Source organism: Nonomuraea sp. NPDC049784, assembly GCF_040659615.1.
Classification (GTDB): Bacteria; Actinomycetota; Actinomycetes; order Streptosporangiales; family Streptosporangiaceae; genus Nonomuraea.
The window spans coordinates 1-15,944 of sequence record NZ_JBFAMX010000218.1 but is presented as its reverse complement, the minus strand read 5'-3'; the positions used below and the strand labels follow the sequence as shown (position 1 = coordinate 15,944).

Sequence of the window (15,944 nt, the reverse complement as noted above, 5' to 3'; positions counted from 1 at the left end):
TCCGCGGTCAGTGCCCCGGCCCGCAGCGCGGCTGCCAGCCCGGCGACGACGTGCTCGCCGTCCATGTGCCGGTGCAGTAGCAGAATCTCGACCAGCGCCCGCGTTCCAGCGGCATCGCCGTGCGCCTTCCGCGCCGCGGCCCACCAGGCGTCGTGCACCGGAGTGAACTTGCCCGCGGCGCGGGCCTGCTCCAGGGCGGTCGACCCAGGCAGCGCGCCCGGCTTGCGGACCAGCGCCTCCAGGTAGTGGTCCAGGTCCAGCCGGGCACTGGACTTGCCGGGCAGCCGCTCGTGCCGCGCGACCTCGGTGTGCCCGTCATAGACGACCAGATCCGAAGCGTGCAGCAGCACCCGGACCCGGCGGCCGATCAGCCGCACCGGCACCGAGTACCGGTTGGTGCGGACCGTGACCTGGGCGAACCGGTCGACCCGCGGGGTGAACCAGCGGCCAGTCTCAAACGGCTCGGCCGGCAGCGGCTTCAGCAGCGGCCTCTCGATCGCGAAGAACTCCCCGACGGTCCGCGCTCGGCTCCCGATCCGGCGGGCCTCATCGGCGGCGTCCCACTGGTCGATCATCGCGTTCAGTGCCTCCACCGACGGCACCTCCGGCACTGGGACCAGGTGATTGCGGCGGAACCAGCCGATCTGCCCCTCCACCCCGCCCTTCTCATGAGCCCCCGCAATGCCCGGCTGGCAGTAGAAGGCATCCAGGTCATAATGGGAGCGGAACGCAGTCCACCGGTCGGTCTCCACCCGGGCCCGGCTGAACCCCAGCACCGAGGCAACCGCCGACTTCAAGTTGTCGTAACGGACCTTTCCGGTCGGCACCCCGCCCAGCACGCGAAACGCATGCTCGTGGCCCTCGAAGAAGGCCTCCTGCCCGCCCGACAGCGAGACCCTTCTCCGCACTAATCAGCCGGGGAAGATGCCCTTACCGGTGGTTCGTGGATCACCAGCATGTAGCCCGTCCCACCAGCGGACACCGCCATCGATGAACTCCTGCATGGGCATCTCCTCACGAGCGCCGCGACGCACGCGAAGTTCGCGAAACCACACGCGTAGATCTAGGTGGCGCGGGCTGCCGCTGCCGCTCTCTTGGAAGAGCTCCAGAACATGGGGTGCGGGATCTTCGGACAGGTTGGCGTCGAGGCTGAGTTGCTCACGCCAACCGGCCCAGCTCTCCTCTGGCGGGTTGATGAACTCCCAGCCGTAGATCGGGTTGCCGCCAAAGTCTCGAACCGCGGTATCAAGACCGGGTAGGGACAACACCTCGACGGTCGCTTTAGCGTCGTTCCACCGCCCATTCCGCAGCGACGCGGCAACCCGGCTGACTCCATCGAGAAGCAAGGCGACCTTCGTCTCGTTAGAAGCGGGGCCTTCAGCGGGGAGAGTCAGCACGTCCAATAGGACCGTGGCTTGCATTCCCTCGACGTCGACCTCGATTCCAAGCCAGGCCGCTTCGTTCAACGCCACATTGAGACCGCCGACTTGCTCCGTTGTCAGTTTCACGAGTCCAAAACTACGGGGCCGCCGACGGGCGCAGACTCACCCAGTCCGTGCCATTCGACTCGTCACGACTGGTGTGCTCTCGGAGTCCGTCGGCTTGGCGTTTCTTGTCGGCGATGTGTCGCAGGCTCTCTTCGAGGGCGGCGACTTCGCCGAGCCAGTTCATCTGGCGGGCTTCGGCGAGGCGTTCACGGGTGTTGTCTTCGATTTGCAGCAGGCGGGGAACTTGGGCCAGATCCAGTCGCAGCATCGGGCAGCGGACACAAGCGTGTTCATGCTGGCACGGCGTGCCGTAGGGGCGGTGGCAGGTGCCGAGCGCGACTTTACGCAGGCTGAAGTGGTCTCGGAATTCGGTCCACTCGGCGTCGGTGGGCTCGCGATATTCCTCGCTCGGTCGCTGGCTGCGCCGTTCGGCGACAAACTGCCGATAGTGGCGGATTACCTCGGCGGGATAGACGGCGACGTAACCCTGAGTTGTGTTCAGGTCGAGGTGTCCAAGAAGCTTGGCCGCGATGTGAATCGGCAGGCCACTGGTGACGGCTTCGGTGGAGAAGACCCGCCGGAAGTCGTGCGGGGTGAAGCGCAGCGGCGTGCCGTCCACGTCAACAATGCCCGCGCGCGCGGCGGCCGTATTGAGGAGCTCTCGGATCATGTTCGCTGAGATGGCTTGGAGTCGGCCTTGCCAGATCCTCTGGAAGAGGTGAGGCAGCGGTGGGCCGAAGACCCGCTCATGGGTGTCGTAGCGCGACAGCACCGGCACTCGACCGTCTGCTCCCTTGATGCGGCGGATGATGCGCGCGAGCACGGCCACCATCTCGGGGTCTGCGGGAATGACACGTTCGATGTCGGTTTTGGACGGGCTGATCTGCAGCAGCGGGATCATCTCGCCTGTGGGGGCTTGGTATTGACGCAGACTCAGGTGGGTCAGTTCCAGGAGCTCTTCGATACGTACTCCGGTGCGACGCAAGACTTCGATGGCCGCCCAGGTCCAGAAGGCGACGTCTTCGGCAACCTTGACGTCGAAGCGCGGGCCAGGCTCGTCCAGGGGTTGAGCCAGGAGGCGGACCGGTGATGCAAGCCCTGGTCGGCGAGGGCCAATCCGCAGATAGCGGGCCTGCTCGAAGACGAACTCCTCACCCGGTGCCGTCGCGCGGGCGATGTCGAGCATCCGAGTCGTGGCGTCCAGATGCTGCTCGCAGGAGCGCACCAGCCGGGGCAGGACGGGTGCCAGCGCCCGTGTCCGTTCGGCCATTCGGGCCCGACGTTGCCGGTTTTCCTTGATGTAGCCGCGGATGTCGTTCTCACTGATCGGGCAGGGCGCGGCCCACTCTGCCCAGCGGCCGGGGTCCTCCAGGGACCATTGGAGGAGATCGAGATAGAACGAGCGGACGGCGAGTAGGGCGGCGTGGAAGTTGCGGCGTGGACGACCGTCGGGAAGCAGGCGGACGCGCTGTTTCCAGGCGTGTGCCACCTCATCAGGCAGGAACAGCGAAGCGATGCCGGGGTGGTGGCGTTCGAGGTCGGCCCAGAACACGTTTGCCAGCATGTGTGCCTGGTTGTCCAGCGAGCCGTAGTCGAGCACGGCGGAACGTTCGATGAGGTAGTGGACGATGACGTCGCGAACGGGACGACACCGCAGTGCGTAGCGGTCCACCATCTCGGCGACGGTGAGCTGTCCGCGGGCCTGGAGTTGCCGCCAGGTGGAGGGGGCGTCGGCCAAGCCGCCGATCTCCCGCAGGAGTTCGTAGGCGAACGGGACGCAGGATATCTTCCGGTCGGCGGCTTTGCGTGCCGTGGTGTAGGCGGTGAAGTCATCCAGGTCCAGCTCCAGCGGGCTTTTGCCGGTGGCGATGGCCATGCGCGTCAACACGTTCAAGGCCTCGATCTCGTGATCGAAGAATCGTCTGCGTTGGGCGCGTTCGCTCAGCTCGGTGAAGCAGTCGGCGTGGTTGAGCCGTCGGTAGGTGCCATAGACGCCCAGCAGGCGGCTGCTGAACATCCAGGTGTAGGAGGGCCGGATCGCGCGCAGCGCGATCATTAAGCCAAGCCCGGTGGTGATCCGATTTCGCCATCGGGGTGTGAGGTCAGCTGGGCCCCACGAGCGGCCGACAGCGTCGGATCCGCTGAGCTGCCAGCGCTCGTGCCAGGTCTCCCCAGGAAAGGTCTCCAGCCAGTCCAAGACGATGGTCATCGCTTCGCCTCGGCGCCATCGTTCGCGAGGAATCGTCTCGCCGAGTTCGTCGAGGGCGAGGTGAAGGAGTTCCTGCCGAGAGGCCTTCTCCCGGGCAATCGGGCGGAAAGCGGCCGGCTCGTCAGTCGGCGCTGGTGGGGTGAGGAGGTTGGGATCGCGCCGGCTGGCCGGAGTGCGCCCAACGCGTCCATGACGGGCGGCCATCAGCTCTGCCCGAAGACGTCGGCCAGGTCGTCAGGGTCATAGTCCCACCCGGTCAAGGGCTGCGGTTCGGGCTTGGGTCGGACGTAGTGCTCGTGCACCTTGGCGATCACCTCGTCCGGCTGGGGGCGCAGGTAGAGGCCAGTCGTGGTGATGTTGGCGTGCCGCATCACCTGTTGGGCGTCGACCAGGGTGATGTTGGGGTCGGCAACCAAGCGCAGGCAGAGCGTGTGCCGCAGGTCGTGGATGGTGACGTTCGTTCTGATCCTCTGATTGATGCGGTTGAGCAGGGCGCGCAGCGCGGTGTAGGTCAGCTGCCGTAGTGGGCGACGACGGGTCCACCACAGTGCGTCACCTGGTCCGGGGCGGTGCCCCTGGGCGGCCAGTTCGCCGAGATAGAGGGCCACCCAGGCGAACGCCTCCGGCGAGGCCGGGCAGGCTTGCTTGGCGCCGCCCAGTCCCTTGGTCTGCACGAAGATCCGCCCATCACCTGGCCGGATATCGCCGACGGTCATGCCCAGGAGTTCGCTCGCCCGCGCTCCGCTGGTGAGGAACATGTGGAATAAGGCGCGATCGCGATTGCAATCCAGCCGTGCGAACAGATCGTCCAGCACGTCATCGGGCACTGCCCGGGGCTGCAACTGGGGCTGTTTCTGCCGGTAGGGGCCGCGACGATGCAGTTGAAAGGGCTCCTGGGGATTGTGATGGGCATTGGTCCGTTGGCCATGGCGCGATTGAGGCGGCACGGGCGAGACGATCGGCCCTCGACCGCTTTGCCGGTGGTGGTCATAGAAGCTGCGGACCACCGACAGGGCGTGGTTGATGGTCGCCGGCGCGTATTGGGCACGCAGATAGGCCTTGCCGGTGCGGGCGTTCACTGAGCCTGGAGCAGGCCCGCCAGGTCGGTGTCGATCTCGGGCCGGATTATGCGTAGTCCTCAGCCACAGGACGAAATCTCGGACCTCGGCTCGTTGCGCCCGCTGCCAGTCGATATCGATCGCGGCCAGAAAGCGGAACCAACGCAACAGGTCATATCCATAGGAACGGCATGACGACGTGCTGTTGCCACACGCCAGCAAGTCACGAAGGAAGTCGTTGACGGCATCGATGGGCTCGCCAGCTTCACCGACCACGCTCCACGGCAGGGCCAGGTCGTCGGTAGGACGGACAGCGCCGATCCTGGGCACGATGAGCGACGCCACATCGCGCTGGACCTGCGTCTCTTCAGGCTCCATAAAGACCTCATCCTCACGATCGATGAGGAGGAAGCCTGCCGTACCAGCCCCTGCTGTGACCCGTGATCGAGCCAGAAACCGAAGTTAGTGCGGTCAATAGGTCGATGCACCGCCTTGCCCGAGAACGACAGCCGGAAGCAGAACAAGAAACACCTGACATCTTCTCCGGCCAGCCGCACCACGACCTCACCGAAGTCGACCTCCGCCTCGGCCCCCGGCCGGTGCGACTGCGGCACGAACGCCTCAGTGGGAGCACGGCCCGCCTCCGCCCTGATCTGCGGCTTGCGCTCCGCGACATAGGCCCGGACCACGGGATAGGACACATCCGACATCCCGTGCTCGTCGATCAGCCGGTGATAGATCCGCGTGATGGTGTGCCGCTGCTTGCGCGGCGCGTCCAGGTCCGCCCGCAACATCTCCTCGATGGCAGGCTTGAACGGGTCCAGCTTCGAGCCCCGAGGCGGCAACTTCTTCCGCGGCTCAGGCCACGCCGACGACAGCGCCTTGACGATCGTCCGCCGGCCCACACGGTACTTCCGCTCTATCGCACGGCCCGACATCCCCGCGCGGGCATCTCGGCGGATCGCGGCGTACAGCTCGACCTTCGAAGGGGGCATGAGGACGCTCCTCGACTACGAAGCGCATCCAGCATCTCACCGTAAGCCACACGGTGCGGTCGAAACTCACGAACAACGACTTCACCGCAACAGAGCCGCGGTCACACCAGACGAGCAACCGCGGTCGGCTCTCACGAACGAAACCAGCTGGTCGCTTTGCTCATGACGAAGGGCAGGAGGAGACGGCGGAACGCATCCAGCGATTCGGGCTGCCGCTGGAGGATGACGATGAGGTGCTGACTTGATCAGCGGCTCGCCGGCCAGGGTGCCAGAACGCCGGACTTGTGGCGTCCGTCACGCTGTGTACAGTTACGTGTACCTGGCTCAGTGCTGGTGGGTGTACGCGGGCAGCCTACTGACGTGGTGAGTGCCGCCCGGATGCCGCATCGTCTCCGTCAAGCGTCCCGGTCATCCGGCAGTGGCAACCCGTAACGGCGGACCCGGTCAGCCTCTTCCACCAAGCCCGCCCGCTTCAGCGCCTTGATCAGCAGGGGGGCGGCCAGAGGGTCACCCCAGTCCACACGGGCGCGTAGTTCTCTGGATTGCCCCTGGTCAGCGAGCAAGCCGACCAGTTCACGGGCGCAATGAGAGTCGCCACTGTCGGCGCCCGCCCGCAATTCGTCCGCCCGCCCCTGCTCACGTAGGAGTTTAGCCAGGTACATGAAGGCGGGCGGATCGCCGCGCAAGCGGAGTTCCGTCTCGTAGCCGCACTTGGCCAGCAACTCGGCGAGCACCATCGCTGGGCCGTACCCATCCGCGTCAGCGAGAGGGCGCAGAACCGCAAGAGCGTCGTCCTCCTGGCCCTGTGCGGTCAGCCGCCGAGCCAGGGCAAGGCCAGCGGATCTGCTGCCGGCATCGGCGCGAGCGCGTAGCTCGGCCTCGTGGCCATGATCAGCGAGAAGATAATCCAGCTCCGTGGCAGCACCAGTGTCGCCGGCGTCGGCCCGGTCGCGCAGGAAAGCGATAGCCTCTTCGGCGCGGTCGGCTTGGACCATCACCGAGATCAGATGACGCCTGGCTTCGCTATCGCCAGCGTCAGCCCGGGGACGTAGAAGGGCGAGGGCCTCGTTCTCCCGTCCGCGATGGGCGAGCCGATCGATGTCGAGCCGGGCCAGCCACGCGGCGGCAGCGGCGTCACCCGCGTCGATCCGAGCGCGGAGTTCCTGGTCTCGTCCTTGTCCGGTCAGCCATTCGGCCAGCCACCGCGCGACGGCATGGTTGGCATCGGCCAGGGCGTGCAGGTCGGCTTCTCGCCCGTGCCTGGCCAGCAACTGAGCTAGGAGCACCGCGACAGCGTCTTCGAAAGCTGCATAAGGGCGCAGGAGAGCTGTGGCATCGTCGGCGCGGTCGTGCGCTTCCAGCAGGGAGGCCAGCCTCGCGGCGACATACGTGTCGACCACCACGCCGGAGTGCTCGGTCGGCAGGGCGCGAAGCACGTAGTCATCCAGCAACCGGTCCGAAGCCGCCGCGCATGTGCGCATCTTGTCATCAGCATTGGTGACGTGTTCCGCCAGGGCGTCCCAGGTGCTGGCGGGGACTACGATGCGGCGGCGCTGCTCGCCCAGATGCTGCCGGAGGTACTCGGCCAGCACGTAGCCCGCCGGACGACCCATGACGCGCGGCGGTGCGGCTGGCGCCAAGACGGCGGCCGCGCCGTCGAGCTTCTCCTTCAGATAAGCCAGGGCCGCCTCGAACCAGTTGTCCGGGGCCTGCGCGCGCTGGCGTGCGTCGCAATAGCCCGGTGCGGCCTGGCGAAGCAGGTGGGGGCTGAGCGGGCTGCGCACGCCCAGCCGGGTGGCGTCGACCGCGGCGTGCAGGATTGCGGCGGCGTAGGCGTCGGCTCCGCGTGCGCGGGCCAGCAGCTGCGGGGCAGCGGCGATCACCTGAAAGAGGTTGTCGCAGCTGGCGCGCAGTGCGAGCGCGATACGCCGGTCGCCGGCCGCGGCCACGGCGCGAGCGCGTTCCTGCTCGGCGGTCGACAATGCGCCATCCAGATGCACCACCTCGGCCAGGCGCATCACGTCCCGGGCGCCCGCCCCCGCGGCGGGCTGCGGCGAGCCGGGCAGCCGCAGGTAGGTGTGGTAGTCATGGGGCCACATCGTGCCGATCACGATGGCTGCCCGGTCCAGCAGGGTACGGACGGTAGCGGCGGTCAGCGGGTCGGAGTCGTCCAGATAGCAGTGCAGCTCATCCAGCCACACCACCAGGTGCTCAGGTCCGGTCTCGGCGGCCCGCCGGATCTGAGCGGTATCGGCGGGGTGTAGCAGCCACCGGTCCGGCACCACCGCCCGCAGCCCCTCATAGGCGCAGCGGGTCTTGCCCACGCAGGAGCCGCCCACCAGCACGACCAGCCCGCCCCGCTGCGCGGCCCGGCCGATCAGGGCCCGCACTCCGCGCGGGCCCTCGTCGGCGTCGCGGTCGACGTAGGACGGCAGGTCGCCGACGGCGCCGGGAGCATCGATCGGGGCGTGCACGCCCAGCCGGCGCGGATCGATCTGCGTCAGCGGGATCAGCCCGCCCGGACCGGCCGCGGGCTGCCCGGCGGCGGTGCGGTCAGTGCGGGCCGCCCGGCCGCGCGCCTCTAGCCAGGGGGTGGGGTCTTGATCGCAGGCCTTCACCAGTTCCGTCAGGGTGCCGGGCTGGGGTAGCACGCCGCGGCGCAGGATGCCGTGGACGGTGGCCGTGCTCAGCCCCGCCTGCTCGGCTAGGCGCTGCACACTCCAGGCGCCCCGGTCGAACAGCGCGTTCAGCTGGCTTGTCAGCTCCTGGCGGGTGCCGATCTGTGTGGGATCGATCGCGTTCATCCCTTCGGGACCCTTCGCCGCCGTTCGGTTTCCTTCACCTTCCATGATGACGGTGCCCGGCGCGACCTGGTCTGCGAACTACGGGGCCGATCCTTCCGGAGTTCTGGCTTGGAACCGAACGGCGACGGCCGGAATGCTTCAGGTCATCACCCACGTCCCGTTGGAGGGTCCTGATGACCGTTCCCGCCCGCCGCACTGCGCCCGCCGACTCCGGCCGCTCCGCCCGCCGCCGTCTTCGGCACCTGGCCCGCCTTGCCCTGTTCGCCGCCGTGCGCGGGCTGGGGTACGCGGTGGGCACCACCACGGTCTCGGCGATTGTCTGGTGGATTACCCACCGCTGATTCGCCCAGGTCGATATGAAGCCCAGCACACGCAGGCCGGCCCTTGCGGCCCCTGGCATGTCACTGGTCGTCCGCTCGGGTCAGCGGGTCTGCGTTTTGGCCTTTCAGCCGGTCAGCCGCTGGCATGCCGCCGCTCCGCCAACCGAGATCTTCCCCGCCGCGAGACCCGCGATCTGCGGCGGGAAGTCGTCGCGGCTGGTTAGTCAGGCTCCTCTGACAGGTGCCCCCACATGGCGCGCGCAGCATTCCCGAACGCCTCGTCGTCGTACTCAACCGGCGCCATATCGGGAGTTGGCCGACGTGCCTTTGAATCGAAGGGCTCGCTGACAGATAACAAGTCCGCCAGAAAATCGTATGCTCCACGAACTAGGGCGCGATCCGTGGAGAAGGTGCCAAACTCTAAATGGCCGCTGGAGGAGGCATTGGTCCAGTTAGCGCTGCCGAGCCACACTGACTCAGGCACGAAGACATCGCCCATGAAGAATTCATCGTCGTCCCAAAGGAATCCCAACACGATCATCTTCGCGTGAAGCAGCGGGCCCTGCCTTCGGTGTCCTCCATAGCCAGCAAGTCGTACCGGGCCAACCATCACGCTCATCTTGTCAGATGGGCCGACAATAGCGGGGCGACCGTCGGTTAAGGGCATGAGATCCGCCAGTGCACTGAGCGCGTTGGTCGGCAGTCCATCTCCCTCTGCCTGTAGCTTCTGCACCGTCTCGCTGAAGGGTTCGTCAGGGGCGGGCTTATCCACGATGATGCAGCACTGCATGTCGGCCAGCAGTTGCCCGATGGTGGCGTTGTCGAACCATGGAACACAGCCCAGAGCTGCCGGGATCCGGCGGCCGCTGTTAGCGTGGTAATGCCTCTGTAGCTCCTCCGCGAGGCCATCCAGGACCCCGCGCCCAAACCAAGCTCGATCGATGGCGCCCGGTCCCCAGGCGACGCCCTTCTTGATATCCCATGGGTTCATGGGGCTCCTCGGTCATGATTCGTGGTCCGGGACCTGATAGCTCCGATGCAGGTTTCTATTATTGCTCGCCGAGCTTGTGGTCATGTTGAGCACGTCAGATGACCGGCCAGCTCAATCGCGGCTCACGAGCCTCCGTGAGATCAATTGTTCGATGAGGAACGCGCTCGTGGCCTGTTCATCATTTACAGGTACCTCGATCGTCATGGAAGCATGCTGACGTGCGAGTTCCGCGTAGCCCCGAAGAACCTGATCACGGTTTTGCTCATCATCTTCAAAAGGGGAGGCGAACAAAAATATCAAGTCGGCCGGCAGATCTATCCAAACAGAGCTGATCAGCCCGAAGAACGCCTGCTCGTCCACGCCGAGGTCGCGGAGGTCGGCGCCGTACCAGCCATAGGCCACGGTAGACCACCACCATCTGTCAAGTACTATGCCGCGTTCCCGGCGGGCCTCAGTAAGTGCAGTGATGTTCTCCGCGTGGCAGGCGAGGTGAAGGAGTTGACGCGTTAGGGCTGATGTGATCTCGGTGGTTTCCGTCAGGGCGTAGATTTGTTCCGTGACACCTGTCAGGCCGGAGGGCATGTGGGTGAACAAGGGAGTGGGGGCAGCCCAGTCAAGGTTGGCAAGTTTCTGCCGTTGCGTGGTTTTTCCGGCGCGGTCCAGCCCCTCTAACACCACCAGCGAGCCGGGCCGCAGGTGCAGTTTCCGGTCTGCCACTGTGCACCTTCCACGAGGTTCTGCTCGTCAGGACCGAACGAGCCGCTCCAGGCGGAGCCGATCACACGGTGCACTGATTTGATGTCTCGAAGGTGAGCGTCTGCTGGTCAAGATCCAGGTGAAGAATGCCTCCCCGTTCTCGCGGAGCTGCCGCCAGGTGGCGTACCCGGTCAGAATCGCCCGTTCCCAGTCTGCGGCACGTAGGACGCTCACCTCAAGGTGGGAGGTCATGGCGGCGATGGTCTTGAGCAGTTCGTGGTCGATGTGGTGCACGTTCTCGAAATAGCCATGCCGGGCGGCGTAGGAGAACACGAGCGCGGAGATGCCCTCTTCGATGGCGATGGCGCGGCCGCCGTCCTCGGCCTCGTCGATCATGGGGTCGCTCTTGCGCTTGCAGCCGAGCAGGAAGCGCGTGACGGGGGACCAGCCCAGGACGGCGGCGTGGGCCAGGTGGAAGACGTCGTGGAAGCGGTAGTCGTCGTCGATGTAGGAGGCGTTGGTGAGGGGGTCTCCGCAGGAGGCGCCGTCGCGGGTCAGGAGCGCGACGATGCGACCTTCATCTTCGCGCCGCAGCGCGAAGGTGAGGGTGGCGCGGCGCGGCAGTTGCTCGCGCTCGGGGAAGGTGTCGTCGAAGAGGGTGCGGTCGGTCTTCGGGGTGGGGAGCCACCGGTCCTTGATTTTGACGAGGCTGGCGGCGGCGACGTCTTCCAGATCGAGGTCGAAGCGGTGTGCGAGAGCGGCGACGTACCACAGGACGTCGCCGAGCTCTTCACGCAGATACTGCTTACCGGAGATCAGCCCGGGCCCGTCGCGTAGGTGCTTCTTGTAGGCGGTGGCCAAAGATCCAACCTCGCCGACCAGGCCGAGAAGGGGAACGAGCACGGGGTCGGTCTCGGGGGTTGCGGGCTGGAGCGTTTTGATCGCTGCTTGTTGATAGCGGGCGAAATCCATCGATCCTCCTGTCGGATAGTCCGGCATCGCGGTCGGCTCAGCCGACGGTCTGTCGTATGCTAGAACAGTGCTGCCGGAAAATCCGACGAACGGGAGAGTCTCCTGAACACGATCGAGCCGTCCCTGGAGGACATCGTTGCCGTGGTCGTGGAGTTCCTGGCGCTTCTTCAGGACCGCGATCCCGGCGAGCTGCGCATGGAACTGGAATCAGCCGGTCAGGAGTTGCCCGTCGACTCGATCCTCGTCGTGGAGATCTTGACCCGGGTCGAGGCGCGCTACGGCATCGCCGTTCGCGCCGACGCAGAGGCTGCCCGCTCCACCCGGTCGGTGTACACCTTCGCCGGCACCGTCCTCAAGACCATCAAGGAGACACACCCATCATGACCCCTGCTTCTCCCGACTCCCGCGGCCGCGACCCCGAGGGGGAACTGCTCGCGGAACGTTTGCGCCACACCCGCGACTACCTGGGTATGTCTCAGCAATACGTGAGCGACATGACCGGGATCCCGCGCTCTGCCATCAGCGACATCGAGCGCGCTGCCCGGCGCGTGGACAGCCTGGAGCTGAAGAAGCTCGCCCGCCTCTACACCCGCCCCGTGTCCTACTTCCTGGCCAAGGAGGAGGACGCTGATCTCGGCGAGCACGCCCTGGCCGGGCTCCCGCGCGCCCTGGTCGGTCTGACCGACGGAGACTGGGAGGAGGTCCTCAGCTTCGCCGAGTATCTGAAGTACCGGCGCGCCCAGGAGCAGGAAGCAGAGCATGAGCACGACGATGAGGACGCGGTGCCCTCAGGGCGGGCGGAGTGAACTGGGACGTCGCCCACCGGGTCGCCTCGATGGCCGCTGTCCAGGCACACCGCGATCTGGGCGTCGACCGCCTCCAGTACGTCGACGTGTACGCCGCGCTCCGCCGGGCCGGCGTGATCGGCATGGCACGGCCCATGGCGCGCCTGTTCGGGGTGTACGTCTCGCCCCAGGACAATGGGCCCGCGGTCCTGCTCAACGAGAACCTGGACATCGTCGCCCAACGTCACACGGCAGCGCATGAGCTGGGCCACCACCGGCTGGGTCACTGCTCCGCATACGACCAGGAACTGGACCGTGCCACCCGCTGGGGAGACGGCACGTGGCCCGACGAGGAGAAGATCGCCGAGGCGTTCGCGGCCTGGTTCCTCATGCCCCGGCCGTCCGTGCGCGCAGCGCTCGACCGAATCGGAGTGCCCTGCCCCCGGCTCCCTGTGCACGCCTATCAGATGGCCCGCTGGCTGGGAACCTCCTATGCGGGCACGGTGCATCACCTGCACCGGCTGCGCATGCTGACCCGCGAGCAGAAGACCCTGTGGTTGAAGGCCAAGCCCGCCACACTCAAGGCCATGCTGGCCGACAGGCCGGTCCACGGCAAAGCACATGTCCACGTGGTCGCCCCCGGCGCGCACCAAGCCACCGTCCGGGTCGACGCAGGAGACCTGATCACGCTGCGCAGCCCCGGCGCCTGCTTCGGCACCCTGCCTGAAGGTCTGCTTCCCGCAGGCAGAGGGCAGGGGCAACTGTTCGCGGAGGAGTCCGCGCTCGCGGCCGCCGCAGAAGTCACCGACGCCTTCACCGGGACCGCCGAGATAACCGTCCAGATAGCAGATAGCGATGACCTGCTTCAGGTCACCGTGGAGCGGCAAGCGCCACGAGCCGGCTCCCAGAAGCTCTGGCCGGCCTGACCGGCTCCCGGCTCCCGGCTCCCGGCTCCCCAGGCTCTTCGCGTACCGCTTCGATTCACCGATTGCAGGAGCAGCGATGCACACCTTCACCATCGCCGAGAAGAACACCTCCCTGGCCTGGGCCGCCGCCTGCCAGGCACTGGACGTGGCCACCAACCAGCGCCGGGACGGATTCCACACCGTGGTCCGCATCGCCGACGCCGCCGCCGAGGATCCCCAGGTGCGGGCCCACTTCGACCAGGTGCGCGAGGAGTACGGGTACGACCCGATCGAAACCGTCGCCAACACCATCTTCCCCGCCAGGCTGGCGGCCGTCTGCTCCTCCCCCGCCGAACTCACGCGCCGGTACCGGGACATGTACCCGCGGCTCAAGCGCCTGGACGGGAAGAACAAGGGCGGCACCTACTTCGGCCGCATCGTCGCCTACCCCGGTGAGCGCGGCCAGGTCGACCAGCTGACCACCATGGTCACCCGCATTCGTGTCCAGGCCGCGCTGCCCGGGCCGATGAGCGCCGCCTACGAGATGGACATCGCCCACCCCGACGACCTCCAGCCCGAGGCGCAGACCTGGTCGACGCCCGTTCACGTCGCCGGCACGGACAACGGCTACCGCGGCTTCCCGTGCCTGAGTCACTGCTCCTTCCAGCTCGAGCGGGGCCAGACCCTGCACGCGGTGGCGCACTACCGCAGCCACTACATGGTGGACCGCGCCTACGGTAACTACCTAGGCCTCGGGCGCCTGCTGGCCTACCTTGCCCAGCAGGCGCAGGTACGTCCGGGCAGCGTCACGGTCGTCGCCGGGCACGCCCAAATCGAGAAACACCTCACCGTCATCCGCCCGGTGATCCAGCACCAGATGCAGATCCCCGCCTGATGAGGACCGGCGGCGGCCTCACACCAGGCTAGGTTCTGCCGCCGTGTTGACCCCCCACTTGGGCGGGAACCACGCGGTCAGAGGGGCTGGATCTGGCCGATACAGCTGTTTGATACGACTGCGCCCGCTGATTCCGGCGATGTCGGGATGCGCCACCCGGGCGTACTTGTCGACCTCGCAGAACAAGTTCTGGCAATCGATCAGCTGCAGCGGGCGGCCTCGCAGCCCGGCAAAGCGAAGCCCCAGACGGTCGAAGTGTTCCTGCTGCGTGTCGGCCATGTAGCGGATCACGTCAGCCTCGATGCCATCGGCTGCAGACCCGAAACACTTGCGGATACCGTCACGGGCCCCCGGCCCGGGAACGACGAAGTCCATCTCGGAGAAGGACAGCTGGGCTGAGTAGTTCAAATCGATCAGGTACTGGTAGGCCAGGAACGGACCGAGAGCCGGGAAGCCCAGCAACACCTCATAGGCCTCGCGCATGGAAGCGGCCTCCTGCACACGGGCCGGCGCGCCGCGCGCCATCATCATCTCGATGAGCCGCAGGTGGTTGCTGTGCTTTCGCTCCTCACCCAGCGCCGGTGGAGGAGTGATGTAGGCCGCAGAGTACAGCCGCTCTCCTGTCGAGAACGACTCTGACAAGATTCCGTCCCATGCCCTGAAGTCGTATTCGTTCCAGGTCAGCTCGCCAAGGTGCTCTTGGAGCAGCTGCCAGGTCGTGACCTTGTTGAAGACCTTGAACAGCATCGTACGAAAGAACACCTCCCGCCACTCTTGATCTCCCCGATAGGACACCTGGCCGATCAGGTACTGGCTGACCCGGTCCGCGGCACGAAAGCAATTGGTGAAGCGATGCTGAGCCAAGACGGGATCATGGCGTGCGGGCGGCGCCTGTCCCAACCGCGCGAGATACACCTGTTGCCTGGCGGCCGCGAAGCGCCAGTAGGTATCGAAGACCGGCGTGGGCCGCAGCGTTTGTCCCGCGATCTCGACCACAGGGGGCGGGGCACAGCCCTCCGATCGAGAGGGGGGTGGGGCTTGCAGCGTCGATGCCATGTACTGAATATATATTGAGTATAGATACTGATCTAGAGAAGGACATGGATGAAACTGCTGTGGCGTACCCAACGCCGCAACACCTTGATCTCTTGGCCTCAATCCATCGATGATCGTTTGGAGCGGCTTGTTGCCGCCGGACTTGCAGCTGGCGAGAACGTGAGTCGTTCCCAGGTGCTTGCGGCCTTAGTGGCCAACGCCGAGGTCTCTCCCGAAGGGATCGCCACCTTGATCCGTGCGTATCGCCGCATGCCCGCAGAGGCTCTGGACGAGAACCCGGATGCCGCCACGTCAGAAGACTGGCCGCAGGTACGGCATCCAGGGCCGCGCCGGAGGGTCGGCCGGGGTCCCGCTACGGGTTAGTCGAGTCGGGTGCCGCAACCGGCTCAACGCCAGCGCTCTTACGGAAACCAATGTTATCTTGGGTTGTTGGCCTATTCCCGCAGGTCAGAGCGCGACGATCTTGTCAGGCACGTAAGGCACGTGGACCGGCCTCGAAGGCATGTTGCATCGAAGGCGTGCCGGGGTGTTCGGCCGAGCTCGCGATGCCGGTTGGGCCGCTATCAGGGGCTGGGGTTGGTCTGGTCAGCCGCTGCGATCGCGGCCACCCCACGAAATCCTGAACTTTTCCCAGGTCTGTATGCGGCCGGGGAGACCGCCCGAGCTGCCCGCTCGGCTTCCCTGGTATTGAGTCAGCGCGGGGGCCGGGAGGCGAGGTAGCGGGGGAGATGATCGTCGCAGCAGGCCCAGCGGGTGCCGGACTTGTCGGTA

Annotated in this window: 13 protein-coding genes and 2 pseudogenes; 5 read left to right on the top strand and 10 right to left on the bottom strand. The window is 66.4% G+C overall.

All coding sequences use genetic code 11. The annotated features are described in order from the left end of the window. The 6 genes and pseudogenes from AB0J09_RS33815 to AB0J09_RS33790 form a co-directional block, all read right to left on the bottom strand. Positions 1-866 (bottom strand): annotated as a pseudogene (locus AB0J09_RS33815) (IS21 family transposase); the annotation flags it as partial. Positions 867-911: 45 nt separating this feature from the next. Then, the gene (locus AB0J09_RS33810) at positions 912-1,508 is read right to left on the bottom strand and encodes a hypothetical protein (protein WP_360699708.1); all 597 of its coding nucleotides are present in this window, start codon (positions 1,506-1,508) and stop codon (positions 912-914) included. Between the two features lie 10 nt (positions 1,509-1,518). Further along, positions 1,519-3,696, bottom strand: a complete 2,178-nt coding sequence (locus AB0J09_RS33805) for a tyrosine-type recombinase/integrase (RefSeq protein WP_360699706.1) — start codon at positions 3,694-3,696, stop codon at positions 1,519-1,521. 203 nt (positions 3,697-3,899) lie between these two features. Continuing rightward, positions 3,900-4,775, bottom strand: a complete 876-nt coding sequence (locus tag AB0J09_RS33800) for a site-specific integrase (protein WP_360699711.1) — start codon at positions 4,773-4,775, stop codon at positions 3,900-3,902. Between the two features lie 114 nt (positions 4,776-4,889). Continuing rightward, a pseudogene (locus tag AB0J09_RS33795) lies at positions 4,890-5,132 on the bottom strand (site-specific integrase); the annotation flags it as partial. Positions 5,133-6,144: 1,012 nt separating this feature from the next. Then, positions 6,145-8,553, bottom strand: coding sequence for a hypothetical protein (locus tag AB0J09_RS33790; protein WP_360699703.1), 2,409 nt, complete (start codon positions 8,551-8,553; stop codon positions 6,145-6,147). A 173-nt stretch (positions 8,554-8,726) separates the two neighbouring features. Between AB0J09_RS33790 and AB0J09_RS33785 the strand changes: the two genes are divergently transcribed. Continuing rightward, a complete protein-coding gene (locus tag AB0J09_RS33785; protein WP_360699700.1) occupies positions 8,727-8,894 on the top strand; it encodes a hypothetical protein in 168 nt (55 codons plus the stop codon). Between the two features lie 199 nt (positions 8,895-9,093). Here the strand turns inward: AB0J09_RS33785 and AB0J09_RS33780 are convergent, their stop codons facing one another. The 3 genes from AB0J09_RS33780 to AB0J09_RS33770 form a co-directional block, all read right to left on the bottom strand. Then, positions 9,094-9,864, bottom strand: a complete 771-nt coding sequence (locus AB0J09_RS33780; RefSeq protein ID WP_360699698.1) for a hypothetical protein — start codon at positions 9,862-9,864, stop codon at positions 9,094-9,096. 111 nt (positions 9,865-9,975) lie between these two features. After that, positions 9,976-10,581: a hypothetical protein gene (locus tag AB0J09_RS33775; protein ID WP_360699695.1), complete on the bottom strand. Its 606-nt coding sequence runs from the start codon at positions 10,579-10,581 to the stop codon at positions 9,976-9,978. 27 nt (positions 10,582-10,608) lie between these two features. After that, positions 10,609-11,532, bottom strand: coding sequence for a nucleoside triphosphate pyrophosphohydrolase family protein (locus AB0J09_RS33770; RefSeq protein ID WP_360699693.1), 924 nt, complete (start codon positions 11,530-11,532; stop codon positions 10,609-10,611). A 147-nt stretch (positions 11,533-11,679) separates the two neighbouring features. Here AB0J09_RS33770 and AB0J09_RS33765 point away from each other — a divergent pair, with 147 nt between their 5' ends. From AB0J09_RS33765 to AB0J09_RS33750, 4 genes are all read left to right on the top strand, one after another. After that, a complete protein-coding gene (locus tag AB0J09_RS33765) occupies positions 11,680-11,916 on the top strand; it encodes a hypothetical protein (RefSeq protein WP_360699690.1) in 237 nt (78 codons plus the stop codon). Continuing rightward, entirely contained in the window at positions 11,913-12,338 is a 426-nt protein-coding gene (locus tag AB0J09_RS33760; protein WP_345394060.1) for a helix-turn-helix transcriptional regulator, read from the top strand. The genes AB0J09_RS33765 and AB0J09_RS33760 overlap by 4 nt, the downstream gene beginning before the upstream one ends. Next, entirely contained in the window at positions 12,335-13,243 is a 909-nt protein-coding gene (locus tag AB0J09_RS33755; protein WP_360699688.1) for an ImmA/IrrE family metallo-endopeptidase, read from the top strand. Before AB0J09_RS33760 ends, AB0J09_RS33755 begins: the two co-directional genes overlap by 4 nt. 76 nt (positions 13,244-13,319) lie before the next feature. Beyond that, positions 13,320-14,117, top strand: coding sequence for a hypothetical protein (locus AB0J09_RS33750; protein WP_360699686.1), 798 nt, complete (start codon positions 13,320-13,322; stop codon positions 14,115-14,117). An 18-nt stretch (positions 14,118-14,135) separates the two neighbouring features. Here the strand turns inward: AB0J09_RS33750 and AB0J09_RS33745 are convergent, their stop codons facing one another. Then, entirely contained in the window at positions 14,136-15,113 is a 978-nt protein-coding gene (locus AB0J09_RS33745; protein WP_360699683.1) for a nucleotide kinase domain-containing protein, read from the bottom strand. Between the last annotated feature and the right edge of the window lie 831 nt (positions 15,114-15,944).

What these genes read in the sequence shown, in the direction of transcription:
- AB0J09_RS33805 (WP_360699706.1), bottom strand. Translation starts at nt 3,696, where the DNA reads ATGACCATCGTCTTGGACTGGCTGGAGACCTTTCCTGGGGAGACCTGG.
- AB0J09_RS33790 (WP_360699703.1), bottom strand. Translation starts at nt 8,553, where the DNA reads ATGAACGCGATCGATCCCACACAGATCGGCACCCGCCAGGAGCTGACA.
- AB0J09_RS33785 (WP_360699700.1), top strand. Translation starts at nt 8,727, where the DNA reads ATGACCGTTCCCGCCCGCCGCACTGCGCCCGCCGACTCCGGCCGCTCC.
- AB0J09_RS33780 (WP_360699698.1), bottom strand. Translation starts at nt 9,864, where the DNA reads ATGAACCCATGGGATATCAAGAAGGGCGTCGCCTGGGGACCGGGCGCC.
- AB0J09_RS33770 (WP_360699693.1), bottom strand. Translation starts at nt 11,532, where the DNA reads ATGGATTTCGCCCGCTATCAACAAGCAGCGATCAAAACGCTCCAGCCC.
- AB0J09_RS33760 (WP_345394060.1), top strand. Translation starts at nt 11,913, where the DNA reads ATGACCCCTGCTTCTCCCGACTCCCGCGGCCGCGACCCCGAGGGGGAA.
- AB0J09_RS33750 (WP_360699686.1), top strand. Translation starts at nt 13,320, where the DNA reads ATGCACACCTTCACCATCGCCGAGAAGAACACCTCCCTGGCCTGGGCC.